18 protein-coding genes are annotated in these 25,938 nt (G+C 35.2%); 9 read left to right on the top strand and 9 right to left on the bottom strand.

What is annotated here, in order from left to right; all coding sequences use genetic code 11:
• Positions 1–173 precede the first annotated feature (173 nt).
• A complete protein-coding gene (locus tag ACH3O9_RS17200) occupies positions 174–2,393 on the bottom strand; it encodes a hypothetical protein (RefSeq protein WP_416442460.1) in 2,220 nt (739 codons plus the stop codon).
• Between the two features lie 273 nt (positions 2,394–2,666).
• Positions 2,667–3,692 carry a LacI family DNA-binding transcriptional regulator gene (locus ACH3O9_RS17195; RefSeq protein ID WP_416442458.1) on the bottom strand — a complete coding sequence of 342 codons (1,026 nt, stop codon included), beginning with the start codon at positions 3,690–3,692 and terminating at the stop codon, positions 2,667–2,669.
• 307 nt (positions 3,693–3,999) lie between these two features.
• On the opposite strand from ACH3O9_RS17195, the gene ACH3O9_RS17190 reads away from it, so the two are divergent.
• The gene (locus tag ACH3O9_RS17190; RefSeq protein ID WP_416442456.1) at positions 4,000–4,539 is read left to right on the top strand and encodes a DUF1572 domain-containing protein; all 540 of its coding nucleotides are present in this window, start codon (positions 4,000–4,002) and stop codon (positions 4,537–4,539) included.
• A 130-nt stretch (positions 4,540–4,669) separates the two neighbouring features.
• Here ACH3O9_RS17190 and ACH3O9_RS17185 read toward each other — a convergent pair whose 3' ends face one another.
• The 4 genes from ACH3O9_RS17185 to ACH3O9_RS17170 all read right to left on the bottom strand — a co-directional run bounded on the left by ACH3O9_RS17185 (position 4,670) and on the right by ACH3O9_RS17170 (position 14,711).
• Positions 4,670–6,457, bottom strand: coding sequence for a RagB/SusD family nutrient uptake outer membrane protein (locus ACH3O9_RS17185; protein ID WP_416442454.1), 1,788 nt, complete (start codon positions 6,455–6,457; stop codon positions 4,670–4,672).
• A gap of 18 nt (positions 6,458–6,475) precedes the next feature.
• The gene (locus tag ACH3O9_RS17180) at positions 6,476–9,721 is read right to left on the bottom strand and encodes a SusC/RagA family TonB-linked outer membrane protein (RefSeq protein ID WP_416442452.1); all 3,246 of its coding nucleotides are present in this window, start codon (positions 9,719–9,721) and stop codon (positions 6,476–6,478) included.
• A 218-nt stretch (positions 9,722–9,939) separates the two neighbouring features.
• The gene (locus ACH3O9_RS17175) at positions 9,940–13,371 is read right to left on the bottom strand and encodes a ThuA domain-containing protein (RefSeq protein WP_416442450.1); all 3,432 of its coding nucleotides are present in this window, start codon (positions 13,369–13,371) and stop codon (positions 9,940–9,942) included.
• A gap of 110 nt (positions 13,372–13,481) precedes the next feature.
• Positions 13,482–14,711: an MFS transporter gene (locus ACH3O9_RS17170; protein WP_416442448.1), complete on the bottom strand. Its 1,230-nt coding sequence runs from the start codon at positions 14,709–14,711 to the stop codon at positions 13,482–13,484.
• Positions 14,712–15,083: 372 nt separating this feature from the next.
• On the opposite strand from ACH3O9_RS17170, the gene ACH3O9_RS17165 reads away from it, so the two are divergent.
• From ACH3O9_RS17165 to ACH3O9_RS17140, 6 genes are all read left to right on the top strand, one after another.
• Positions 15,084–15,959: an NAD(P)H-binding protein gene (locus tag ACH3O9_RS17165; protein ID WP_416442446.1), complete on the top strand. Its 876-nt coding sequence runs from the start codon at positions 15,084–15,086 to the stop codon at positions 15,957–15,959.
• The gene (locus tag ACH3O9_RS17160; protein WP_416442444.1) at positions 15,956–17,383 is read left to right on the top strand and encodes a phytoene desaturase family protein; all 1,428 of its coding nucleotides are present in this window, start codon (positions 15,956–15,958) and stop codon (positions 17,381–17,383) included. The genes ACH3O9_RS17165 and ACH3O9_RS17160 overlap by 4 nt, the downstream gene beginning before the upstream one ends.
• A 159-nt stretch (positions 17,384–17,542) precedes the next feature.
• Entirely contained in the window at positions 17,543–18,217 is a 675-nt protein-coding gene (locus tag ACH3O9_RS17155) for a TIGR02594 family protein (RefSeq protein ID WP_416442442.1), read from the top strand.
• Between the two features lie 20 nt (positions 18,218–18,237).
• Positions 18,238–19,773, top strand: a complete 1,536-nt coding sequence (locus ACH3O9_RS17150; protein ID WP_416442440.1) for a hypothetical protein — start codon at positions 18,238–18,240, stop codon at positions 19,771–19,773.
• A 12-nt stretch (positions 19,774–19,785) separates the two neighbouring features.
• Positions 19,786–21,519 carry a hypothetical protein gene (locus ACH3O9_RS17145; protein WP_416442438.1) on the top strand — a complete coding sequence of 578 codons (1,734 nt, stop codon included), beginning with the start codon at positions 19,786–19,788 and terminating at the stop codon, positions 21,517–21,519.
• Between the two features lie 164 nt (positions 21,520–21,683).
• On the top strand, positions 21,684–22,421 hold the full coding sequence (locus ACH3O9_RS17140) for a sulfite exporter TauE/SafE family protein (protein WP_416442436.1): 738 nt from the start codon (positions 21,684–21,686) through the stop codon (positions 22,419–22,421).
• A 62-nt stretch (positions 22,422–22,483) separates the two neighbouring features.
• Here the strand turns inward: ACH3O9_RS17140 and ACH3O9_RS17135 are convergent, their stop codons facing one another.
• Positions 22,484–22,699 (bottom strand): hypothetical protein, encoded by a 216-nt coding sequence (locus tag ACH3O9_RS17135; RefSeq protein ID WP_416442434.1) that lies wholly within the window; start codon positions 22,697–22,699, stop codon positions 22,484–22,486.
• 118 nt (positions 22,700–22,817) lie between these two features.
• On the opposite strand from ACH3O9_RS17135, the gene ACH3O9_RS17130 reads away from it, so the two are divergent.
• Positions 22,818–23,654 carry a universal stress protein gene (locus ACH3O9_RS17130; RefSeq protein ID WP_416442432.1) on the top strand — a complete coding sequence of 279 codons (837 nt, stop codon included), beginning with the start codon at positions 22,818–22,820 and terminating at the stop codon, positions 23,652–23,654.
• Between the two features lie 70 nt (positions 23,655–23,724).
• Here the strand turns inward: ACH3O9_RS17130 and surE are convergent, their stop codons facing one another.
• Complete coding sequence (surE, locus tag ACH3O9_RS17125; RefSeq protein WP_416442430.1) at positions 23,725–24,465, bottom strand: 5'/3'-nucleotidase SurE; 741 nt, start codon at positions 24,463–24,465, stop codon at positions 23,725–23,727.
• A 213-nt stretch (positions 24,466–24,678) separates the two neighbouring features.
• Between surE and ACH3O9_RS17120 the strand changes: the two genes are divergently transcribed.
• The gene (locus ACH3O9_RS17120) at positions 24,679–25,572 is read left to right on the top strand and encodes a diacylglycerol/lipid kinase family protein (RefSeq protein WP_416442428.1); all 894 of its coding nucleotides are present in this window, start codon (positions 24,679–24,681) and stop codon (positions 25,570–25,572) included.
• Positions 25,573–25,584: 12 nt separating this feature from the next.
• Here the strand turns inward: ACH3O9_RS17120 and ACH3O9_RS17115 are convergent, their stop codons facing one another.
• The gene (locus ACH3O9_RS17115; RefSeq protein ID WP_416442426.1) at positions 25,585–25,938 is read right to left on the bottom strand and encodes an SPW repeat domain-containing protein; all 354 of its coding nucleotides are present in this window, start codon (positions 25,936–25,938) and stop codon (positions 25,585–25,587) included.

The following is a 25,938-nucleotide window of genomic DNA, read 5'->3' as shown; positions in this document are numbered from 1 at the left end:
GAATCTCATTTTGTTCTTGTTTTAGAGATAGAAATCTTGTCACCCATTTATATATAAAAAAAAGGATTATAAGGAATACGACGATATAGAATAAATAAATGATGATAAAAGGGCCCATAGAAATTATATTATAAGTTGATTATTAGAAAACTATGCAGTTTATAAGAGGGCTTTTAAAATTCAATAATTACTTTTATTCCGTCACTGCTGTTATCAAATTGTAACCAAAGTGTTTTACTACCTGCCTCCCAGCTTTTTTCAAAAGATTGTGCTTCTTTACTTTCGGCATTTATAATTTTAATATTTGCTGGTTTGTGCGGAAGCAAAATGCGCATGCTATTGACAGTATTTACCGGACTTTTTGCAATAAACGAATAGCTTTTTATATCGCTTAATTCATTAGAAATACGCGCTGCAGAGGCTAAAACCTGGGATTTTGAGCTGTTTTTCAGCGATGACAAATCATATAAAAAAGACTGATCTCCAGGCTCCGTAATTTTCTCTTCTAGAATAGGAAGCTTAGGATCAAATAAATCAATGAATAGCCCCGTACTTTTGTAAACTTTAGTTGATACGCTTTCATCCATCACCGAAATAATTTGATAAGGTCCTCTTTGCAGGAAAAAATTGTTTTTAAATTCTATTTTTCCGGCTTTAGTATCTTGCTCATAAGCTTCTTTAATTACGTCGAGATACGGTTTATCTCCATTTTTATTCAGTACAAATTCCTTAGGATTTTGATCAATAATGTGAACCATTCCTTTTCTTACTTTAAAGTTTTTTTCTGCTGAGGAATTATTAATATCCAAAAGCTGAAAAAGATGTTCAGAGGGCGTTTTATAGTGGTTTTTACCGGTATTCCACCATTCCATCACATTTTGATAGGGATCATCGTCTTTGCCCACATAAACCAAAACACCTCCTTTTTTAACCCAATCTGAAATGTATTTATGAACTTCAGAATTGTTAGGTTTCATATTTGAATAACTCATTACCAGAACTTTAATGTTCTTTAATGTTTCAGAATATTGAAGGTTTTCCATATGAACCGTTTCCACCGGAATTCCTCTTTTTACCAGTGGAAGTGTCTGCCCGTAAAAATTAGAAAACTGCGGATCATCATAATTATCATGAGTAGGAAAGCGCTGAAACATTAAAGAGTTACCCATTAAAACTCCTATTCCCTGATTTCCGCTTACGTGATTATCAGACACAGGCATTTTATTAAGCGCATTGATCATTATCTGCATCTGGGTAGAATAATCTTTTGGGATCAACACTTTTTTATCACTATTTGCAACCTGATATGGCGCTGTATAAATACGTTCCGGCCACGGCATGACTTCATAGTTAGCCATCATAGGATATAGTAATTCTGCTGCGAAAGTAGCCTGATAATTTTGCTTGTAATCTTCCCATGTTTTTTTACGATCTTCAATAGGATCTGTAAGAAAAAACATTTTACGACCGGTGGGAGCGGTCATAGAAACCATAGAGCCGTATTCTAAAAATGCATTTTCAAAAGTTCGCTCTTTTTTTAAACCATTAAAATAAGTAGGTTCTCGTGAAGTACCCGTCCAAACTTGCGCAATGTAGCCGTCGATTCCCGGTAAAGAAGCGAGACTTGCTTCAGGACTTACAATACTCCATGACGAATAATTAACTAAAGAATGGGTAGGAATATAAACTTTTACGTCAAGGCCTTTCTTTTTGCCGTAAGCTTTCGCGTAAGCTGAAGTTTCTTTTAAAGTATTATAATACAATTCATATTTAAGCTTATTTGCAAGCCAGGTATTTTCTGGAGATGCATCTTGTGGTCTCCATGGGAAACCATAATATTTTTGCCATTCTTTTTTAAATGCGCTACTGTAGCCAGCTCTTGCCCAAAATTCTGGTTCTTCAAAGTAAATTGAAGTTATGCCGGCGTTAATAACGCGCTCGATAACGCTTTCTTTAATATAGGCGATAAATGAATCACTGGGTACAATATACGGCACGTTGCGACCGTGCCATATTGTGTCTCCGTTTTGCTGTACTTGTCCTTCACCTAAGTGATTTATACCATCCCATTTGTCTAAAAAATAGTCCTGATAAGAACCCCATGCGATACCCGTCATAAAATGGGTATTATAGCCATGATCTTTCCAGGATTTGGCACGTTCTTCAAAGGTTTCCATCTTGCTGTGATCAGATGGATTACCATTCACACCGTAAACTATAGCGATATCTGCACGCGTATCAATTTCAGGAATCCATTTACTACTAGTCTGAAAAGCGGTTTTTTCTGTATCAGGATAAGTTTGCTTCTGACTAAAACTATAAAACGACTGTAATAGGAATAATAGAAAAACAGGGCCGAATAGTCGTAATTGTGAGTGCTTTAGTAGGGTCACTTGTCAATATTTAATAACGAAAGCTTGTAATATTAAAGTACAGTTAAAAAACCATAGAACCAAAACTAAATCGTTTGCGTTAGTTTTGTTTCTATTAAACAAAAAGCAATGGTTTTTAAAGTTATTCCTTAATTAAAATTTTAAGCTCGTCTTGGTTAATACTTTGATAAATCTACTAAAACGATTTAGTTTAAGGAAATTATTTATTAAGAAATATTCTTTAATTTAAAGATCCTTTCTAATTAATTTTGAAAAAGCGAGGAGATTGATAAATTATCTATTTTTAGAAGAGTCTCTTTGTATCAATTCGGCATTTAATACAACTTCCTGAGGCGAATCACTACCATCCTTTTCTTTAAGCATGTTTAACATGATTTTCATTAATTTTTCACCAATTTCTTGTAAAGGCTGGGATACTGCAGAAATTGTTGGTGTATATATTCTGAACAAATCGTTATCATCAAATGTAATAATACCTAGTTCATTGAGCAGATTAGGATTGTAGTCTTTAATGACTTCTAAGCCACTCTGTGTGAGGTAGTTAGTTGAGAAAAATACAGAATCGTATTCAGCATGATCTGTAATAAATGAATGTATAAGTCCCTTGCCTTTATCAGAATTAACGTCTTTGAATGGTATTTCTAATACATTACTAGATAATTGCGCCTGACTAACGCACTCTTCGTATCCCTTTAAACGATCAAGCATTTGAGTTTGTTTGACGTCTGTAGTGATAAAAGCGATTTTTTTGAACCCATTATCAATTAAGTGTCTGGTCGCTTTGTTTGCAGCATCTTTATTATTAATAACAACATAATTTGTTTTAAGATCTGGAAAATAACGGTCAAACAAAACTACCGGGACATTTTTCTTTATTAAATCGTCAATATCATTACGAATTCCGGCAGAAGGGATAATTATAAAACCGTCTACTTGCCTTTCATAAAACAGATTTATGAGTTCTCGGGATCGCTTATCATCGTTTTCATTACTGCAAAAAAGAACTTTGTAATCTTTATTGTAGGCTATGTCCTCAATAATGCGAGCTAGTTTGGCAAAAAAATAATTACTTATGTCTTCTACCATAAAAACAATAATCTTTGTTTTTCCGGTTCTAAGACTTTGAGCGACTAAGTTTGGTTTGAAGTTGATCGATTCTGTATAATCCTGAATTTTCTTTATGACTTCATCTGATATTTTTTTCTCTTTACCTTTTCCGTTGAGTACAAACGATACGGTGGTAATTGAGACATTTAATTTAGAAGCTATGTCTTTTAAGGCAGGCCGTTTTTGTTTCATAGATCGATTTTCATTCAATTCCTGCAATTAACGTATTATGACTTATAAGTATACAGAAGAATTTTTAACTTTAAGTTGTCGTAATTAGTCTTAATTTAAAATTGAACGTTCTTATTTCAAGCAGCGTAAAATTTTTAAAGATTTATACAACGTATGACCATAAATTTCAGACCCGAAATTTAGGTACGTTAATTGAATAAATTCAATCATTTTTAGTCAAAATGCTAATATAATTAACCAATTTAAGGTATAACCTATTTATAAGTATTTTTCTTTGGTCTAATTTGGTAAATTGTGTTTTAAGCGAATGGCTTTTTTAATTTTTATTTATTTTGTAATAGGAATAAATAAGATAATCAGCTTACATATGATACTATCTCATCAAATTGCCAAGAATTTTAGAGAGGTGTATTTTGGTGGTAATTGGACGGCCTCATCTTTAAAGAATCATTTACAAGAAATTTCGTGGGAACAGGCTACCACCAAGGTCTCATCATTGAATACAATAGTCTCTTTAGTTTATCACATTAATTATTTTGTGATTGCAGTTACGGAAGTATTACAGGCAAAACCATTGAAATCTCACGATAAATATAGTTTTGATCATCTTGTTGTTTCATCTCAGAAAGATTGGGAAAATTTATTAATCAAAGCTTTTGAAGATGCACAAGTCCTTGCCAACCTAATTGAACAATTACCTGAAAGCACGCTATGGCAAGATTTTACTGATAAGAAATACGGCACTTACTATAGAAATTTACAAGGTCTTATAGAACATAATCACTACCACTTGGGACAAATAGTAATTCTTAAAAAGTTGATTAATAACAATACTAATCAGAACTAAAAAATCGTACGTTTTGATCTAAAAATCACTAAATAATGATGATTTTCAGCCGAATTATCGAAAGAACAAAATAAATAAACTTCCAACTTAAACAGTTGGAAGTTTATTGCATGCTCAACTTTTTACAGGATTAATAACCTGGATTCTGTTCAATTTTTGGATTCTGGTCAATTATAGATTGCGGTATTGGATTCATATACATTTTAGGTGTAAAAACATGTGGGTGGTTAAGTGGAATTACTTCATAAACCCATTCTCCGCTATTATCAGAAGGAGACGTATTTGTTATTTTCATACCATGCTTGTCAACATTCATAACATCTTCTGCAATCTTCCATCTTATAATATCAAAAAACCTGTTGTTTTCGTATCCTAGTTCTACGCGGCGTTCTCTGTGAATAGCCTCTCTCATTGCGTCCTGATCAAGTCCCTCTGCAAGATCTGGCAACTCAGATCTATTTCTTATAGCATTTATTGCTTCGTAAACAGAAGCATCTGGGCCAGATGCTTCATTTTGTGCTTCAGCATAGTTAAGCAATACCATCGCATAGCGATAAAAAATATAATTTTGACCACTTGCACCACCTCCACGGGGAGCATCCGGATTTAATTTCTTTTTAGAATAATATCCGGTATTACCTACATCATCGCTACCAAAATCTATTTCGTTTAGAGATGGATTTACTTCATCAATTCTCGTATAAATTGTATCTGTGGTTTCCATCCAATCTAGCTTATAAGGAGCACCGTCGTAAACTATAAAATCATAAAATCTTTTTTCCCGGCCTTCATAAGGATTTTGAGGATCATATCCTGAGGTAGGGTCTGATATTACTTTACCATTAGCCATGGCAAAAGCGTCAACCATTTCCTGTGTGGGATCATAATTTCCCCATGTATAATATACGCCATTAACCCAGACCGGTCCGCCGTATTGCTCATAGTTAGATCCCATTGTATTTGCTACAACTTGCCTATCCCAAATCACTTCTGAATTATATTCATTTGAAGCACGCCATAAATTAGGCAGATCTTGAAATAAAGCATAAGTACCGCCATACTCATCTATAAACTTTTTATTAGTAGCGGCAGCCTTTGCCCATCTTGAAGCATCTTTACTTTCAAAACTAATTAAGTGGCTGGGATCTGGTAGGGCAGGAGAACTATTAAAGAGCGGGCTGGCAGCATATAGTTCTAACCATCCTTTCAGAGCCAATGCAGCTCCTAATGTGGCACGCCCGGCATCACTGTCACCAAAGCTATACTTAACTTCAAGAGCTTGATTTTGCACTATAGATTCCAGCTCATCTGTCATAAAATTTAAAGTTTCGGCAAAAGTAGACCGTGCGTTATAAATCTCAGTACTATCCATAGTATTGCGATCAAGAGGTTCAGTAATTATAGGTAGTCCTCCTACATGCAGCCATAGTTCACTATAAAAATAAGCTCTTAGAAAACGGGCTTCATCTATTCTTTTTTGAATGTATGTCTCTGAAAAATTGGTTGAATTCTCATTAACTTTTTGAATAAATAGATTGCATTTTCTTACTTTATTATAAGTGCTTGTCCAGTTAGCATGATCTGTAGGTCCAGATGTCCCGCCCCAAACTTCGAATCCACTGGCAGATGGAGTTACAATACCACTTTTCCAATTATATGACGTATAATAAAAACCTGCATCATTATCATCTGTAAAATTATCCAGATTTTCTGGTTCATTACCTTTATTGGGTACACTACTGTATATGTCGTTTAAAAATAAATCCGCAGTGCTTTCAGATTCCCATTGCGTGTCATCATTTAAATTTGTTTTATCAGTATTATCTAAAAATTCCTCGTCGCAGGATATGAAAATAGATACGAGTAATCCAAAAATAAGTAGATGGCTTATCTTTAAAATTATGTTTTTATATTTCATCTTGATATATTTTAAGTATTAAAAGTTTAGATCTAAACCGAAGGTTACAATCTTTGAGTTAGGATATGCAGTCTCTCTGTCTATTTCTTCATTGTTTTGATCCATATACCCAGCTTCAGGATCGATAAAATCTAGTTTACTAATTGTAAATAAATTCTGTCCTGTAACATATAACCTTAAGTTCTGTATATGTAAAACATCAGTTAGACTATTAGGCAGCGTATACCCTATTTGGGCTGTTTTAAGTCTTACAAATTTGCTATCTACCATCCAAAAATCGGAGGTCTGTGTATTATTAGCATAAGGGCTTTGCGTTGCTCGCGGATATTTTGCCCCTTGAGTATTCGGCGTCCATCTATTATTGTAGTATTCTGAAGTAGTATTGCTACTGTTGTTTGCAAATGGCAGCGTTTGGAAAGATTGATTTAAATCAAAGCTAACCTTGGCCGATCCCTGGAAGAAGAGACTAACATCAAAACCTTTCCACTTTGCGTTTGCTGTAAGACCATATGTAATCATAGGATAAGCAGGATTACCAATGACAGTTTCATCGTTAGCATCAATTTTTCCATCCGGAACGCCTTCAGGACCACTTAAATCTGCATATCTAATATCTCCGGGGTGGAGCTCTCCAAATTGCTCTATATCATATCCATCTGCGCTATTTATAATACCATCACTATTTATATCGTCTGAGGTAGAGAATAAACCAAGAGAATGGTAACCAAATGGTGTATTGTATGCTCGCCCGGTTCTACTACGATTAGGGTTATTGCGAGTAGCCGCAGTTTCAAATACTTCAACCATTTCATTAGTAGCATAGCTAAAGTTACCGTTAAGACCTAGTAAAAGTCCATTTTTAAAAGTGTAGTTACTGCCTATAACAAATTCAAATCCATGACTTTTCATGATCCCGGCATTCTCTTCAGAAAGATCTAGACCATACTCTGCAGGAACGCTAACCGCAGGTGGAAGTAACATACCTGTACGTCTCTCAGAAAAGTAATCAGCTTCAAGAGTAAGAAGACTATTCCATAAAGTGGCATCGAAGCCTACGTCGAATTTAGTCGCTATTTCCCAAGTAATATTAGGATTTGCTTCCAGCGGTACGTAAGAACCTTGCACCATTCTACCAGTACCAAATGCGTAGGCATTACCATACAAATTGTAACCGTTTAAATATTGAAAAGCTGTTCCTGCAAGATTTCCTGATTTCCCCCACGATGCTCTAATCTTAAGATTATTTACATATTCAAGATTTTGCATAAAGTTTTCTTCTGATAATCTCCATCCTGCAGAAAAAGCGGGAAAGTAACCATATCGTTCCCCCGGGGCAAAATAGTAATGACCATCATAGCGGCCTGTAGCTTCAAAAAGGTATCTATTATTATAGGCATATGTAAGTCTATATACATAACCTACCTGGCTTCCAGTAGAGGAGGAGCCATCATTATCATAGTCGTTTCTGTCTGAACTACCCATACCCAGTTCATCAATATTTACAGCAAAGTTATTTCTGCGTGCGCTAAATCTTTCATACTTATTGTTACGCGCTTCTGCCACAAATAAGGCTGAAACATCATGCTTTCCAAAAGTGTGAGCATAATTGACAATACCCTGATAAGTAAAGGTTTGATTTTTTGAATATTGTTGACTTAACCAAGTGTAGCTGGCTGCACCACCCTCATTAGCAGAAATTTCTCTGTTATATGTATAGGGTTCTGTATTAAGATCCTGAGAGTAAAAATAAAACGGTCTATGCCAGCTTTTTATGGTACGTTGATTGGGATCATAACTAAAAGTTCCCTTTACATTTAAGCCTTCTAAAAATGGTAGTTCTTGTTCTATAGATGCAGTGGTTAATAAAGTGTTGTTACTGTTTTTGACATAGCCTCCTGAATTTAATATTGCAACAGGGGATCTACCGGCAAATTCACCCCATAAGCCGTTGCTATATACGATATTGCGAATGGGTATAAATTTAAATCCGCTTCTAAATAAGCCACTTGCAGTTTCTTCAGGATCTACCGTTTTGGTTTTTTCAATAGACCCAAGAACTGATAGTAAAACTTTTGTGGTTGATGTGACCTGAGATTGTAAGTTCATATTAAAATTATAACGATCATAGCTCATAGGATCAAAGTAACCTCCTTGATTAAAATAGCCAAGACCTGCATAATATTTAGTGTTTTCTGTACCACCACTTAACTGCATATTATAGTTTTGAATGGGTGCACTTTCATTCACATATTCTGAAGGATTACTTTGGGGGTATCTGTCAGGATCTTCAGCATGTAGACTGTCATAATTGGCTATAACATCTGGATCAAATGGGAGTTGACTACCCTCAGGTACTACACCCATATTATCATTTAAAAAAGCTTCATTTCTTAAGCTCATATAATTTTGAGCATTTAGCAGTTCAGGGTAATAGTCATAAGTAGGTGTTTGTATCCCATAATATGTACTTAAACTCAATGCCGGAGCACCTGTTTTTCCTTTCTTTGTAGTAATAAGAATAACACCATTAGCACCACCCAAACCATAAGGGGCAACCGCTGCCGCATCTTTAAGAACAGACATTGACTCTATTGTATTGGGATCAATTTGACTAATATTTGATCTTATTATGCCATCAACAACGACTAAAGGAGCACTGTTTCCGGTTGTACTTATGCCTCGTATTTGTATAATAGGACTATCCATTCCTGGTTGACCACCATTGGGGCGCATACTTACACCTGCCATTCTTCCCGCAATCGATTGAGAAACATTCGAAACAGGAGTTTGAGCGACATCGTCTCCATCTAATGTACTAACGGAACCTGTAAGAGTTGATTTTTTTTGAGTGCCATAACCTACAACCACAACTTCGTCTAAAGCCTGAGAGTCTTCAGCCATTTGCACATCGATAACACTGTTAGTTCCTACTGGTCTTTCTGCCGTAGTCATTCCGACAAAAGAAAATACTAATACTGCATCAGACGAGCTGGGCATAATGGTGTATTTTCCGTCAAAATCTGTTAATGCACCATTAGTAGTGCCTTTTTCTAAAATATTAACCCCAGGTAGAGGCATGCCGTTAGCGTCTGTAATAGTTCCCGTTACAGTTGTCTGTACATTTTTATTCGCCCCAGTGGAATCTTTACTATAACCAGTATAGGCTATAATAAGGAATAGGAAAACAACCGTATTTTTTAAATGACGTATAAAGACACGACAATCATAGTTGCTATTGGAAATAGCACTAAATAAAATTTTCATTCTTTTCATTTAATAGGTTTTAAAAGGTTGATTATTTATTAGAATTCCTAAGCTATTTATTTACACCGCTTAGCAAGTGTTCAGTATTTGCTGTCACTCTAAATGTGAGACATATTGATTCTACTACTGAGCAGTCTCAATAAGTATTGCTTTAGAGCAATTTTCTGAAGGGGAAGAAATTTATACTTAGATAATCTTTTTTTACATTAAGATTATAACTATCCAGCTTTAAAGGTTAAATCACTTAAAGCAAAACCTCCTTTTTCATTATTATCTATTTTCTTAAAAAGAAAGTAAACATCATGTAAGGAATTATCTTTGATGTCAGTGATTTTTAAAGTTGCTTCTGAAGGTAAACGAGGCTTTGTTCCTATACCAATTTTCTGTTTACCTAACAATGGACCTTGAGGATTGTCGATGTGTAATTCAATGTCCCAGCCTGAATTTGTTACTTCGGCAAGGCCATAATCTACTAGCACAGCGTTTATCCCATATAGATCAAGTTGTGAAAATTTTATCCAACTTGATGTATTAATAAATTTCATTTGTTTACCCCTTATTTTACCATCAGAGACACCGTCTGAAATGGTTGATTGTTCCAGTTTTAAAACAGGATTTTTAAGTGTTTTTTGTTCTGTTGCTTCAAGAGGTGGTACTTCAGAAGTTCCCTTATCTGTATAAAAAGCGGTTAGAATAACATCACCCTGAGTATTAAGTTGAAATTTCTTAGAAGGGAGAAATGAACCGTGAACAGGCAATGACTTGGTTTTTTGTTTGTCTTTACTTAACGATAAGATATAGCTGACAATTTTTTTGGCATCCTCTTCAGGTAAATCCGGATGTCCCGCCATGGCGACTTCACCCCAGTTACCGCTACCTCCTTGTAAAATTTTTGTGGGTAAGAAATTTAAGGCATTAGAATCATTTTTATACCTCATAGCTACCTGTGCAAATGAAGGTCCTATAGATTTTTCATTAACCTTATGACATGCTATGCAATCTAAAGACTGCATTAATTTTCTACCAGGTTGTGAATTATTCGCTGTGTTTGCTGTGTGCGATCCAGCTTTATCTAAACTTGCTAAATACTCCGCTTTTATATAGAGATTAGAGTTTTCTTCAGTGTTATTAATAATACCGTCTTCAGTATCCTCTGCAATAACAGCATAAGCTATTTCCTTATTAGGAAAATAAAATGATGAATTACCATCAACTTTAATCTCAATATTGGGCCGATTATTTCCGGCGTAAACTGGCTTATATGAACTTTTAGTCTCACTGCCCTTATTATCTTTTACCGTAAGAGAAATATCATAAACGCCAGCTTTGTCATATGTATAACTTATTTGTTCTTCATTAGATTCTATTATTTTTCCATTACCCATGTCCCATAGATAAGTTAATTTATCGCCGTCAGGATCATAGGCGTTACTTGCAGAAGCATGTATCACAAGTGGAAGATTGCCCGCATCCTTATTTAATGATATATCTACTACTGGAGGACGATTGCCTTTATTATAGGTTATTACAGATAAGTCTGCTCCTTCATTTTTTGAATACCATCCTTTACCATATTCAACTATATAAAATTGACCATCAGGACCTACTTCCATATCGCTTATAGCTTTAAAGGATGTATTTTTCATAAAAGGTTCAATAGTTTCAAGGTCGCCTTTTTCATTCATAGATACAGCCATTATCCAGTCTCTTACCCAATCATATATAAATAATTTGTTATTGTAATACTCAGGATATCTTGTATCTTCTGGAAAGTCATCTGTATGATAAACGGGGCCAGCCATAGCTGTACGACCGCCTTTTCCTAAAATTGGATAATCTTCAGATAAAGCATATGGATAAGCAATGAAAGCAGGTTGAGCAGGGGGTAGTTCTTTTAACCCAGTATTATTTCTAGAATTATTAAGAACTTTATTGACGTTGAAGGCGGGACCTGACTCACCAGTTTCATAGTTGTACTCATGATATGGTAAGTTCTTGCCAATAAAGTATGGCCACCCAAAATTACCAGCCACCCTGGCTTGATTCACTTCATCATAACCTCTGGCTCCTCTTGTGGCAAGACTATCATTATTAGCATCTGGACCAACTTCTCCCCAGTATAGAAAATCTGTCTTTTTATCAATTGAAATTCTATAGGGATTACGGTTGCCCATAACATAAATTTCTGGTCGCGCTTTGGCTTCATTCTTAGTAAAAAGGTTTCCGGGAGGGATGTCATATGAACCATCCTCATTTACATGAATTCTTAATATTTTACCTCTTAAATCATTCGTATTACCACTTGAACGACGTACATCATAATTGTATTTTCCTTCTCTATCATCCAAAGGGGCAAAACCATGTGAGTTGATGGCAGAGGCCTTACCGGTAGCGGCATCAATTTCGTCAAATGGAGTAGAATTATCTCCTGTAGATAGATATAAGTTGTCTTTACTGTCAAAGGCAATAGATCCTCCTGTATGACAGCAAATTTCACGATCTGTAGCAACTTCTAATATTATCTCTTCAGAATCGACGTGGAAGTTACCTGATTCAAATTTAAATCTTGACAATCTGTCAACAGATTTATCCATAGGAGAATAATAGACATATACCCAATTATTTTTTTCGAAAAATGGATCGGCTTGTAGGCCTAAAACACCAAATTCTACATTAACATTCTCAGTATGTATAGCTTTTTTATAAACATTTAGATCAGCTACTTTTGTAACACTGCTATCTGTGTTATTATAATATTTTATTGCTCCTTTTCGTTCTGCTATTAATATGTTTTGATGAGGTAAGATGCTTATTTCTGTAGGCTCATCAAAGCCGGTTCCTATGACTTTTTTAGCAAAACGATCGGCATCCGGGACACTTAACGTTTCCGCTTTTGAATAATCAAGCTTGTTATTCTTTCCTATTGTATAGTTTATCCCTGACTTCAGCAGGTTTAAAAAATCTGGATCTTTATAAGACTCCGGGGTATGTCCTAGTGCCATATAAAAGGATCTTCCACCATCAAATTCATGATACCATACCATGGGATGGTTCTCTCCATTGTTTCCTCCCTCATAACTTTGCTCATCTATACTTGCTAAAACATGAACATCATGGGGTATTTCCTTAAAATTGTACCATTCATCAGTTCTATTCCAGGGATTAGGCAGTGACTCAATTACTTTAAAATTAGTATCGGTCTTAAGATTTAGCGAAGCTTCCTGTATTTTAGGATGATTTTTAAAATAGGCACCTACTAATTTACCGTACCAGGGCCAGTTATATTCCGCATCCACCGCAGCATGTATACCCAGATATCCTCCACCGGCCTCAATATATTTTTGAAATTCTGCCTGCTCTCTATAGTTTAATAAATCGCCTGTGGTATTTAAAAATATAACTGTTGCATATTTTTTTAGACTGTCCTGTCTAAAGAAATTCGCAATCGATGTAGTATCTATGTTAAAATCATTTTCAGTTGCCAGTTTTTGCAATGCTTCGATACCATCTTTTATTGAGTTATGATGATAACCTGCAGTTTTTGTAAAAACTAGGACATTTGGTTTACCTTGGCGACTTTCATTACAACTTATCGTGATAATGCTAAACATTACCAGGAAAGCTGCAAATTTTAAAATTTGTAACTTCATGGAGTATAATAGATTAAAATATTTTACATAAATCACTCACAACATGTAAAGCTGAAATAATTTACTAAAAAGGTAATTTTATTATAGGAGAGGGAATAAATCTTAAAGTGTTATTCAATTATTAAATCATCCGTTTTTTTAGAATTCTTCTGCCAAAAAAAGAGGATAGTAAATAAGACAATTAGAATTGCAGGAAAAACTACGATATTTTGTAAAGTATCTTGTCCTGCTGCCAGTTCAAGAGCGTTACCAGAAAGACCTTGAGTAATATTTTCTTCACGAGAATTATCTATCCAACTGCCAATGATAGGTTGAAAAATGGATGTTGAGAACATACCTACGCCACCTATTACAGACATCCCTAATGCACTGCTAAGAGGAACTTTTTGAGCCACAGAACCCACCATTACTGGCCAGAAATAACATACACCTAGTGCAAATATAATTGCTGCTATATAAGCCATAGGTCCCGTAACAACACTAAACATGTAGATGCCAATGGTTGCGAGCACAGCGGAAATGAGTAGAACTCCTGTTTGTCCCAATAAACTTACTACCGGGCCGGCAAAAAACCTACCTACAGCCATTAATCCTGAGGTCAAAGCAAGAATTAACATTGGTTCTGCTCCACTGTAACTAAGAACTATGCTTACCCATTGATTAGGACCAAATTCTGAGATAGCGGTGAGTGCCATACAAAGAAATAGAAAAATATATATAGGACTAACCATAGCTTTAAAATTCTCTTTAAGGGAGGTTGCTTTCTCTACAGAAGGGAGTGGGAATTTTTTTCCAAAAAATAGTATGGCATACGTGATAGTGGGCAACATTATTAGCCACATCTGTGTTTGCCATGACATACCCCAATCTGTCATGAATTTAGAAACGATTGCTCCTATAAAAATTCCTCCAGGAAACCACATATGAAAACGATTGAGCATCTTATTCATTTTAAGTCCTGAAAACATATCGGCAATCATAGGGTTACAAGCAGCTTCGGTACAACCATTGCCAAAACCTATGAAAAGGGTAGAAATAAGTAAACCAATATATCCACCAGAATATATAGTCATTATAATGCCAATAGTATGCGCTATAAAAGCAACGCTCATAATATTTTTAGGACCAAAAGTGTGATACACTAGACCTCCTATTATCATACTAATGGGAAAGCCTAAGAACCACATAGAATTGATAAAACCTAGTTGTTCTGCAGAGAGGCTAAACTCGTCTGCTAATTGGGGAAGTATTCCTGCTCTAATTGAAAATGAAAAAGCGGTTGTAATAAGGGCAAAGCAACTACCGGTAAATAGCGCAGTGCGATTAATTGAAGAATTCATAAATGACGGTTAGTTTTATAAATGGTGGTTGGTTGTTAAATATGTATTAAATATATTAAATTATCTAAAATGTAATAGTTAAAATGTAAAATTCGTATTTATAGGTATCAAAAATATTGGATTATTTAATCATTAGGTTAAAAAATAATGTATGTCAAAAAGGTGCTTAAAGTCCGCTATGAGAGGGTTGAGGTGAGGGCTGGCTTATTTATTAACTGAATATAATTTTTTTACTTGTATGTTTAAAATCACTTAGTTAATTGTGATTTTAAGGCTATAAATTAGAAGTTTACGTGCTCAGTTGGCCTAATTATTTGTTAATCGCATAACCCTATTATGCATTTCTGTGTACTTTCATTGAAAAACAAGGCGGTGGAAATTACAAATGACTCTATATTAGTTGCTGGTGCTTCTGGAGCATTGGGTTTTGAAATACTCAAAGATCTAGCTCAAAAATCTGTAAAAGTTCGCTGCTTAGTTCGCACACCTGAGGAAGCACAAAAAATAGATTATTTTTCAAGTGATATTTGGCAAGCAAACGCAGCTAGAGACTCCCATAAAATTGATGGGATTACCAGGGGAATAACCACTGTAATTTCCGCTTTAGGCGAAAGTGTAAGTATGTTCACAAAATCAAAAGACACATACTATCAGGGAAATTACTTAGCAAATAAGGCGATTCTGCAGGATGCGATAAAAAATAAGGTTAAGCGGTTTATTTATGTTTCTATAAAAGGAGCAGATGAATTTCCCCAGTTCCAAATTCCTCTTACACATAAGCTCTTTGAAGATGATCTTATTAACTCCGGAATTAATTATACGATTATAAGGCCGGTAGGGTTTTTTACTGGTCTTAACGACTTGGTAATTATGGGGAAGCGAAAATTCATCCCCGTTGTAGGTGACGGTAAAGCTCTTACTAATAGCATACATCATGGTGATTTAGCCACCTTGGTAGTTTCCTATTTAAAAAGCGGCCCTGAAGTTATTGAAGTTGGTGGTCCTGAAAAACATACTCGTAAGGATATGGCAGTTATGATCGCTAAGAAAACAGGAGGATTTGTAATTCATGTTCCTAAATGGCTGGCTAAGGCAGGTAGTAAACCTCCTAAGCTTTTTACCAAAAATCTGGGTGAGAATCTCTCATATTTTACACATATAACCACAAATGACATGCTAGGAACTGCTCATGGAAAAACAACCTTTAAGGAATATCTAAGCAATTTAGATTTAAACCAATTGCCATGAAGTTAGAAGAATATGATGCGGTAATTATTGGTAGTGGTTCTAATGGGCTTTCAGCAGCTATACGGTTGCAGCAGCAAGGTTTAAAAACTATCATTTATGAACATGCAAATGCTCCCGGCGGTTCTACAAAGACTGAAGAACTTACCCTGCCCGGTTTTAAACATGATGTGGGTTCATCAATATTACCTTTGGGATATGCATCTCCTTTTCTAAGCACACTGCCTCTTGAAAATTTCGGTTTAAAATGGATTTTTCCGGAGATACCTTTTTCCCAGCCTTTTGAAGATGGAAGTGCTTTAGCGTGCTATCAGGATATAGAACAAACAGCAACAGAGTTAGGGAAAGACAAAGAATCTTACTTAAATTTATTCCAACCTTTAGTTGAAAAATGGGATGAAATTGAGGAGGATCTTTTAGGACCATTAGGCTGGCCTCAAAGTCCGTTAGAATTCTTAAAATTTGGTTTTAAAGCACTTCCATCTGCTGCTATGATTGCAAATCACTATTTTAAAAACGATCAAACCAAAGCTTTTTTTTATGGTTCTGCAGCACATTCTACCTTACCGTTAAAGAGCTTGGCTTCGTCTTCTTTTGGTCTCGTACTCACAGCCCTCGCTCATAAATGTGGTTGGCCTTTCCCACAAGGTGGTGCGGGAAATTTTACTAAAGCTCTTGTAGCATATTACAGATCATTAGGAGGGCAGTTAGAACTTTCTCATACAATATCAGATATTCAGGAATTACCTAAATCAAAGACTTATTTATTTGATTTGACCCCCAAACAGCTCTTAAAAATAAAAGGATTAGAATTGAGCTGGCTTTATAAAAAGCGCCTTAAAACCTATAAATATGGCGCTGGAGTGTTCAAAATCGACTGGGCTTTAAAAGAACCTATTCCTTTTCTTAACGAAAAATGCAGAAGGTCTGGAACGGTACATTTAGGCTTTTCAACTCAGGAAATGGAAGATTCTGAACATCAAATACACAACGGTCAAATGACAGATAAACCCTATGTGCTAATCGCTCAGCATAGTCTATTTGATGACACGCGTGCTCCTGTGGGTAAACATACTGCCTGGGCTTATTGTCATGTTCCTCATGGTAGTACTAAGGATTATTCAGAATTAATAGAAAATCAAATTGAACGAGCGGCTCCCGGTTTTAAAGATTGTATTCTAAAGCGCTCTACTATGAATACAGAACAACTTCATGTATTTAATCCCAATATTATAGGAGGTGATATTAATGGCGGAAGACAGGATATAACTCAACTTTTTACACGCCCATTGATTAAAATTTCGCCTTATAAAACTTCAAATTCTAAAATCTATCTATGCTCATCGTCAACACCTCCGGGAGGTGGTGTTCATGGTATGTGCGGTTTTCATGCGGCTGAGCAGGCGATTAAAGATCATTTTTCATAAAATAACTACTTATTTCTGGGCTGAAATAAACCAATACGCAAACGATATAGGGAATACACCTATTTTATTTAGGGGTTATAAACCCTTGATTTACAGGGTAAGTATGTAATAGTTCCGACTTATTTTAATATACATTTATCATAATTAAAAACTAAAATTATGGCAACTGTAGTAGAAGTCGCGTCTGGACAAATAGGCGTAAAAGAAGTTTCCGGCTCTAAATCTAATCCGCAAATATTAAAGTATGCAAAAGAATGCGGTTTTAACAACTACACTTCAGACGAATCTGCATGGTGCAGTTTGTTTGCAAACTGGGTGGCAAAAACTACTGGTCTTGAGCGGTCTAATTCTCTTGCCGCAAGATCATGGTTAAATGTAGGTATACCAATAGAAAATCCAGAACCGGGCGACATTGTGGTTTTCTGGCGTGAAAGTCGAGAATCCTGGAAAGGTCATGTAGGCTTTTTTAACGGCTTTTCTGCTGATGGAAAACGAGTTTATTGTCTAGGGGGGAATCAGGGAAATCAAGTTTCTATAACTGCTAAAACGATAGACACAGTTTTAGGTTATAGAAGATTAAGACCTGTAGAAACACCGCAGTTCACTTCAAAAAATCTTAAAAAAGGTAATTCAGGTTCTGAGGTTATTCTTTTACAAGATTCCCTTAAACAGCTAGGTTTTAATTGTGGTACTTCAGACGGTGTTTTTGGATCTAAAACAGAACAAGCATTAAAAGATTTTCAGACTACAGATCTATCAATGAGCATAACGGGCATTTTTGATAAGACTACACGAGAATTTATGATAGCAACAATAAAAACTCAGATGAATTAAGAATATAAAAAATAATAGTCATGGCACAAGAAGTTTTACCAGAAGAATTAATGAACTCAGTACTGGGTAAATTATACGATGTACTCACAAATGGGGATGATGTAGCACCTAAATCTACAGATAACTATCTCGCTTGGTTATCTGTGGGGATGCCATTTCCTAAAGAAGAACTTGAATACTTGTCTACAGGATTTACCGGTATTTATAGAGAGCCTAAAGAAGAACTTGTCACAGCAGATGGACAGCCTGCACCTGCTCCTCGAGAAAAAACACCAGAGGAAATAGATGCGTTGCTGGCTCAGGATGTCACCAGAAAATATATGCAGGCAGAAAATGTAGCCAGATTATGTGATATGGTACCAGATACAAGTGGCGTGAAAGGGAGTGTAACAATGAATGTATGGAATCCTGAGAATACGCTGTCACTGGCGTATCAACACATTCTTAAATTTAGTCAGGTAGCAAATTTTGAACCGGATGAAAAAACCAAAGCAAAAATTGAACGTTTGCGTGGACTGCTTCAGGAGAAAAAAACAAAAGTAAATATCGTCACAGAAGAGGAAGAAGAAGTTCTCGAAGAAACTCAGCTTGTAAAAAAATATAATGAAAAGCTTCAAAACTATCTTAATGTCGCTTTAGAGTACAACTCACACAGAGTAAATGCTCTGGCCGCAAAAGATCCTGCAGCAGTACATTTCTGGGCTTTAAATGCATCTATTCTAAGAAGTAAGGTTATGGCTGCTAAAAATGACTGGATAACTAATGGTTTTAAAGAAGAGTATGATCAAATAGCTGCTTATATAGCACAGGTAGAAGGGAGAAGTATGCTCACCTTAAAACAGCAATATATAGATGATATGGAGAAAGCCAGATTAACTGGTCCCGCTTCAGGATCAGATTTTTTCTATACATCGTTTCTCCCTGGTGGCTTTGCAGAAACTGATAATGGCTGGACGCAGTTTAACTTTAGCAATAGTGATTATTCATCAAATTATAAATTTGATTCTAAGCAGGGCGGCGGAGGCGGCGGTTTTTCGCTGGGCTTTGTGACCGTGGGGGCAAAAGCTAAACATAAAACTGAAACATCAACCACAAAAATAGATGCAAGTAGCTTTAAACTAGGTTTTAAAATTTGCCAGGTTCCTATTAATAGACCGTTTTTTAATATGAACTTCTTAACAAGCAAGTACTGGAGATTTGATCAAAATAATGGAGAGTTTAAAGACAATATGGTCTCAGATGGGCAATCTCCTCCTAACGGTATGATTCCGGCTTATACTACAACAGCCATTTTTGTTAAAGATCTAACGCTGCATTTTGGCGAAAGACATGCTGATATAGCAAGTAAGATGAAATCTACAAGCGGTGGTGGTTTTGTATCATGGGGCCCTTTTCATGCAGGAGGTAACTATGAAGCTAATAGCAAAGAAAGAAGTGTAAATATAGATACAGCTTCTCAAGACATTAAGGTAGAGGGTATGCAACTTATAGGATTTAAATGCCATATTCTTCCTAAGTCTCCAGATCCTAAACCAGATGTACCAGAATGGGTATAAAAAATATATAAGGTGTCACAATTAACCACAATATTTGAGAAGATTAAAGAAGATTTCTTTTCTCGAGAGATGAAGGAGAAAGATGCCTATAATCTCATTTTTTCTCCTTTCTCTACGGGATTTAATTACGATGATTTTCTCTTTTTAGATAGTAATATGGCTTCTGAGGAAGTACAGAAGTACTATGACGAATTGTATGAATTTTCTCAGATTGCCAATACAATACCCCGAGAAGATAATTTCTGGGCCGTCTCAGACCACGATGATTATCTTTTTAAACCTTACAAAAATATTTTAGACAGCCTGAGGTTGCTGGATCCTGAAACATTAACCATTGATGTGTTATATGATCACCCATTGTTCCATATGGCACTTGATGCAATTAGTATTGACTTAAGGAACACTTATAAGCCCTTTTATGATCTTAGGAATAAACTTACTGAAGAAATAAAACAACTCAAATCGTCTTTGAATGATGGTAACAGGAGTGTTGTAGATCTTGAGATCAAATTAAAAGAAGACAATTTGAACGAGGTAAAAAATACCTGGTTAACTACAGGGAAAAAGGAAGAAACAGAAAATAAAATTCTCGATATAATTCAGGATGAATTTAAAAGATTCATGCGAAAATTTATCGCTGTAAAAGGGCAAATGGAGAGCTTAAAACGCGATCATGCCGGTAGTGGATCCAGCTTTTATCTAACTTCTTGTATGCCAAATAACCTCTTCAAAGGCAGTGACCTGGAGTGGAAAAAAATAGCAATAAACGAGCAAGAACTAATTAGACTTTTACAAAGTGCAGATCTTGAAAAGTATGAGGAAATTATGGGTACTTCAGAATTATCTAAACTGGAGATAGAATCTATCAATTTTGATTTGCTCTTTGTAGATGTTACTCGTGCCTGGTTTGAAGATTCAATCCTAACCTCACCATATTGGGATATTAATATTTTAAATAAGCAGGAAATTGAAATACCCACCGTAACGAGTAAGCTTATTTTTATACGAAATGTAGATATTAAACTAAAGACAAATTCTAATCAAAACAGAATTTTATTAAAGCAAAAAGTCATTCAAAATCTAGGACCTTTTATCATTAATACGGCACAGGTTCAGGAAGGTAAAAGTCTGCAATTAAAATCTGTAAACAAATCGCTAAATGTTGACAGAATCGCGTTATTTGACGTTGCTTCTAAGTTAAAAACAAAACAAAATGGGCAGCAAAACATGAGAACACTTATAGGTACTAAACAAAACAAATTTATAAAACTTGCTCCCATTCTCAATAGAAAACAAGCTGTTACAACTCCGGCCAAACCAGCTGTGATAAAGGCTTTTGTAATGAAACCCATGATCTTAAATACCTTTTTGCTAAGTATTAGTTGCGAATTTTACTTCTATGATTTTGATAATAATATTCCTGTAAATGTTGAAACGACTGATGTGAAATTTAAGCAGAATGACAAAGATATCACTACTACAATAACTAAGGGCAGCGCTAATAAGCTAAGTGCAAATCTTACCATGAACGGCAACTTTGAATGTGAGATTAATGCTGCTAATTATGAAAGTCTAAATTTTACATTTAATACAACTCCTGCTAATCCTAAAGATAAGATCATAAAAAAATCAATACGCCTTACTAAAATCAAGGAAGAAGCTCCTGAAGCTTTTCAGCTTATAGGAGTAATTTCGAAACGCATAGGAGCATTTCCTAACCCTATTATGGGAGCAGATTACATTTAATTTATTCTAAATCAAAAAAAATATGTTTAAGCGAATTTCTATCGATTTAAACCGATTTTCACTCATTTTTAGAAGGTTTTGAGTGATTTTTAGCGGTTTTCTAGTGATAATTGTCATTTCTTCAAATATTAGTTTCGACTAGTTTTGATTGAAATAAAGCTCACATGCTAAGTCGCTATCTACCGGTATTTATAATCTTATCAATTATTGCAGAAATTTTAGGAACCGTTGGCGGTTTTGGTTCTTCTGTATTTTTTGTACCTGTGGCCAATTACTTTTTAGATTTTCAATCTGTTCTGGGTATTACAGCACTTTTTCACCTGTCAAGTAACGTAACGAAGATTGCTTTTTTCAAAAAAGGAATAGACAAAAAGCTGGTTCTTTACTTAGGTATTCCTGCTGTTATATTTGTTTTTATCGGCGGTATTCTCAGTAGATATTTTGAAGGCTTTTGGCTTACAATTGCCTTGGGGATATTTCTCGTATTACTTAGCTTGATATTTCTTATCTACAAAAAATTAGTTCTTGCAGAAAGTAAAAGAAATGCCATCGTTGGCGGAGCTTTATCAGGTTTTTTTGCTGGAATTCTGGGGACGGGAGGTGCTATACGAGGCATAACAATGTCTGCCTTTAAAATGGACAAAGCTAAATTTATAGCCACTTCTGCAGTGATCGATCTGGGGATTGATTTTACAAGGAGCTTTGTTTACTATTACAACGGTTATATTCATAACCACGATCTTTATCTTATTCCTATTTTAGTAATAGTAGGCATTGTGGGTACTTACATTGGTAAAAAACTGTTAGATAAAATCTCTCAGGATCAGTTTAGAACCGGTGTACTTTTTCTTATTCTGCTTATTGGTATAATTACTCTCATCATAACCATTTTTAAGCATTAAATAGCGATTTTATGTTTAATTGAAGCGTTTTCTCAAATTAGATTAAGTATGAAATTTGAGATTTAGTTATTGGTTTTATGTGTTTCTAAATGGTGCTTTAAAATACTTTTTAAACTTTCAAGATATTCTGCCATAGTGTTGATATCAATATGAGGATGATTAAGCGCAGGCAACGTGATGGGATCTTCGTTTAAAAACGCGTAAAGTTCAGGATATTTAGTTTCTATTTGATAAGTAAGTCTTGTAATATCCAGTAAGAGTTGTTCGAGCTTTTTCATAATAAAAAGGTTTACTAATTCACTAAAAAGGTAGAGATTAAACCGGTTTTTTAAGATGATTTATGTCATTGAAAAAGAACGTGAAGTCTTCTAATTTTATCCTTCTAAAAGCTTAATCATGAAAAATATTCTTCTGCCAACAGACTTTTCCGTGCATGCTCAAAATGCTATAGACTATGCTTTAAAATTCTTTAAAAATGAACTTTGCACATTTTACATTTTGCATGTTGAGAAAGCGGGTAATTATTCAACAGATGATCTTATGGCAGCACCAGCAAATGCTACAGTACATCAGTCTGTTTTAAAATCTGCCCGTAAAAAATTGTATAAAACGGTATCTAAACTCAAAGAGGAAAACACAGATTCAGATTTCTTTTTTAAAGCATTAATAGATTATGATCATTTTACAGATGCAATAGCACAGGCGGTAACAGCTCATAAGATTGATCTTATTATAATGGGAAGTAATGGTGCAACAGGAGCGCTAGAGGTGTTGCTAGGAAGTAATACTATACAGGTTATACGCAATATTAACTGCCCGGTATTAATCGTTCCTCAATTCTTTAGTTATAAGAATATTCATTCGGTTTTATACGCACTTGATTATGATGATGCTTTTAATGCCGAAAATACAGAACTCCTCACCGATATTTTATACAGACATAAAGCTTCTATTAAGATTTTGCGCGTTAAAGAGATTGAAGAAATTAGCATAAGTGAGTTTGAAGAAAAACAAGCAATGAAAAAATATTTTCAGGACTTTATTCACTCTTTTTATAGCATCACAAATGTACCTACCGCAGATGCGATCAATAGCTTTGTACAAATTTTAAATGTAGACCTTACTGTTATGGTTTTAGAACCTGAGACTTTTCTTGAGCGGTTTATATCTGGCTCTTCTGTTTCAAAAATCAATTATAGCAGTCTGGTACCTTTGCTGATTTTACACCCTTAACTGTCGATATTCAGGTGAAAAAGGCTGATTTTTCGCTTTAAGCGAATTAAAAACATTTGTCTTACCTACTTTAATTATTCTGTTTATCAGCTATTCGCTGTTCAAGGTATGCTTTATCTGTTAAATCTAAGATCATGGGTGTTATACTGGTTTTACCCTGCCTTACAGCCCAGCGGTCTGAACCTTTCTCTACATTTTCTATAGGTATAACTGTAAACCAGTAATGCTGTCTGCCCATGGGGTCTTTATTTGCGATTACTTTACCGTCATAATGTCTAACAGATTGACAGGTCCAGATAATTTCACCTTCAGGATTTCTGGGAAAATTAATATTTAACAGCTTTTGATCCTTTTCATGAACGGTTTCTGCCAGGGCGGCTTTTACAAAGGGTTTTAAGCTTTCAAATTCTGGCTCCCCGTCGCCTACAGATACACTAAGAGCAATACCTCTCACGCCAAAAAGAACGGCTTGTCTCGCAGCAGAAAGGGTGCCTGAATGCCAAGCCGAATTACCCAAATTAGCACCTATGTTAATGCCAGAAAGTACCAGATCAATATTTTCATGAAGATGCATGCCTAATGCGACACAATCTGCCGGTGTTCCACTTACTCTATACGCTTCTATACCCTCAAAATGTATAGGCGATTTTTTATAGGTAATGGGTTTTCCTGATGTTATTGCCTGCCCCATAGACGACTGCTCTACATCTGGCGCCATAACGATCACTTCACCGTAGTGCGCTGCGGCTTTTGCGAGACACATTAATCCGGGACTGTAAATACCATCGTCATTTGTGACTAATATTTTCATAGTTTTTTTGTTTTGGTTGGTAGCTATTTTAATCTATTGGTATTTAAATTAAGAAAAATATCTTCTTCAAGTAATGAGATAAAAGCTAATTATCAAAATATTAGGATTTTTAAGTGAAAATGGGAATTGTAGTTTTAAAAATCATAACCATCTGTTAATTAGAAAATAATGTGATTGCTTCATCTTAAATTTATTATTCTAAAAAGGTACGAAATGAAAACTGCTCAACTCATTCATAATGCAACAGCGGGTAATGGCGATCACTGCAAAGAAGATCTTATAGCTTTAATAAAAAAGCAGGGTTACACTGTAAAATATTACTCTACAGATGAAGCTAACTGGAAAGATTTTATAAAGCACAAAACAGATATAATATGTGTAGCCGGAGGTGACGGTACTGTGCGCAAAGTAGCAGATATAGTTTTGAAATCAAAAGGGAAAGCAGTACCCATCTATCTATTCCCCATGGGTACTGCTAATAATATAGCACGTACGTTAGAAATATCTTCTGAGAATTTTGGTCTAGAAAAAAAATTAAAGGCAGAAGCGGCTCCTTTTGACAGTGCGATTATAAGCGGAATCCCTGAGGAGAATTTTTTTATAGAAGGTTTTGGAGTGGGTATTTTTCCTGAATTGATGTATCAGATGAAGCATAACCGGGTAGAAGATGAATCTCCTGAAGATAAATTACAGCGCACAAGGCAAGTACTGGTTGATCTTTTAGCAGATTTTAAAGCACATAAAGTTATTATTGAAGGTGAGAACATAAAGATTGAAGATCAATTTTTAATGGTAGAGCTTATGAACATTAAATATGCAGGTCCCAACTTACAACTGGCGCCGCGTGCAAAAGCTGGTGATGGTTATTTAGATCTTGTTTTAGTAAGGGAAGAAAAGAGAAGTCTTCTTATTGATTATGTTACACAAATAATAAAAGGGCAGGAGCAGGTTCAAAAACTTGATGAATTTGCTGAATTTATAAAAGTGAAAAAAATCAAAATGAGTAGTGAATTAGCTAAACTTCATGTTGACGACATTCTCATAGATGATTATTCAGGATATGAAATTAACATTATAATTAATTCAGGTTCTCTAAGCATCTTCTAACGAGGGGCAATTTTATTCTTGAGTAGACTTTTTAAATAATGAAGACCAACCACCGGCATACCTGCCTTTTATGTTGCCTTGAACCGAAGCAAAAATCAGTAGGAGAATCCCGGCCGCCATATCACTTATTATGGCAGAATTTTGATCGTAATTAAGAACCCAAGGTGATAGTAAAAGCCATAACCCTAGAGTGTAATTGCTTTTTCGCACATCACGTGTTGCCTCCCAGTAGGATACAACGGAAAAGGTTATAACCAGAGGACCTATTATATACCCGTTATCTCCAGAAACTGATTCATATCCTAAGATTTTGGGAGCCACCATTAACCATAATCCTATGAATGTATTTATAATTTGTGCCCACAT

Source organism: Leeuwenhoekiella sp. A16, assembly GCF_047946675.1.
Taxonomy (GTDB): Bacteria; Bacteroidota; Bacteroidia; order Flavobacteriales; family Flavobacteriaceae; genus Leeuwenhoekiella.
This window is presented reverse-complemented; position numbering and strand designations above follow the sequence as displayed.

Coding starts and splice junctions, on each gene's coding strand:
- surE (WP_416442430.1), bottom strand. CDS start 24,465: ATGAAAATATTAGTCACAAATGACGATGGTATTTACAGTCCCGGATTA.
- ACH3O9_RS17195 (WP_416442458.1), bottom strand. CDS start 3,692: ATGAAACAAAAACGGCCTGCCTTAAAAGACATAGCTTCTAAATTAAAT.
- ACH3O9_RS17140 (WP_416442436.1), top strand. CDS start 21,684: ATGCTAAGTCGCTATCTACCGGTATTTATAATCTTATCAATTATTGCA.
- ACH3O9_RS17120 (WP_416442428.1), top strand. CDS start 24,679: ATGAAAACTGCTCAACTCATTCATAATGCAACAGCGGGTAATGGCGAT.
- ACH3O9_RS17185 (WP_416442454.1), bottom strand. CDS start 6,457: ATGAAATATAAAAACATAATTTTAAAGATAAGCCATCTACTTATTTTT.
- ACH3O9_RS17180 (WP_416442452.1), bottom strand. CDS start 9,721: ATGAAAATTTTATTTAGTGCTATTTCCAATAGCAACTATGATTGTCGT.
- ACH3O9_RS17135 (WP_416442434.1), bottom strand. CDS start 22,699: ATGAAAAAGCTCGAACAACTCTTACTGGATATTACAAGACTTACTTAT.
- ACH3O9_RS17175 (WP_416442450.1), bottom strand. CDS start 13,371: ATGAAGTTACAAATTTTAAAATTTGCAGCTTTCCTGGTAATGTTTAGC.
- ACH3O9_RS17115 (WP_416442426.1), bottom strand. CDS start 25,938: ATGTGGGCACAAATTATAAATACATTCATAGGATTATGGTTAATGGTG.
- ACH3O9_RS17170 (WP_416442448.1), bottom strand. CDS start 14,711: ATGAATTCTTCAATTAATCGCACTGCGCTATTTACCGGTAGTTGCTTT.
- ACH3O9_RS17160 (WP_416442444.1), top strand. CDS start 15,956: ATGAAGTTAGAAGAATATGATGCGGTAATTATTGGTAGTGGTTCTAAT.
- ACH3O9_RS17150 (WP_416442440.1), top strand. CDS start 18,238: ATGGCACAAGAAGTTTTACCAGAAGAATTAATGAACTCAGTACTGGGT.
- ACH3O9_RS17155 (WP_416442442.1), top strand. CDS start 17,543: ATGGCAACTGTAGTAGAAGTCGCGTCTGGACAAATAGGCGTAAAAGAA.
- ACH3O9_RS17190 (WP_416442456.1), top strand. CDS start 4,000: ATGGCTTTTTTAATTTTTATTTATTTTGTAATAGGAATAAATAAGATA.
- ACH3O9_RS17130 (WP_416442432.1), top strand. CDS start 22,818: ATGAAAAATATTCTTCTGCCAACAGACTTTTCCGTGCATGCTCAAAAT.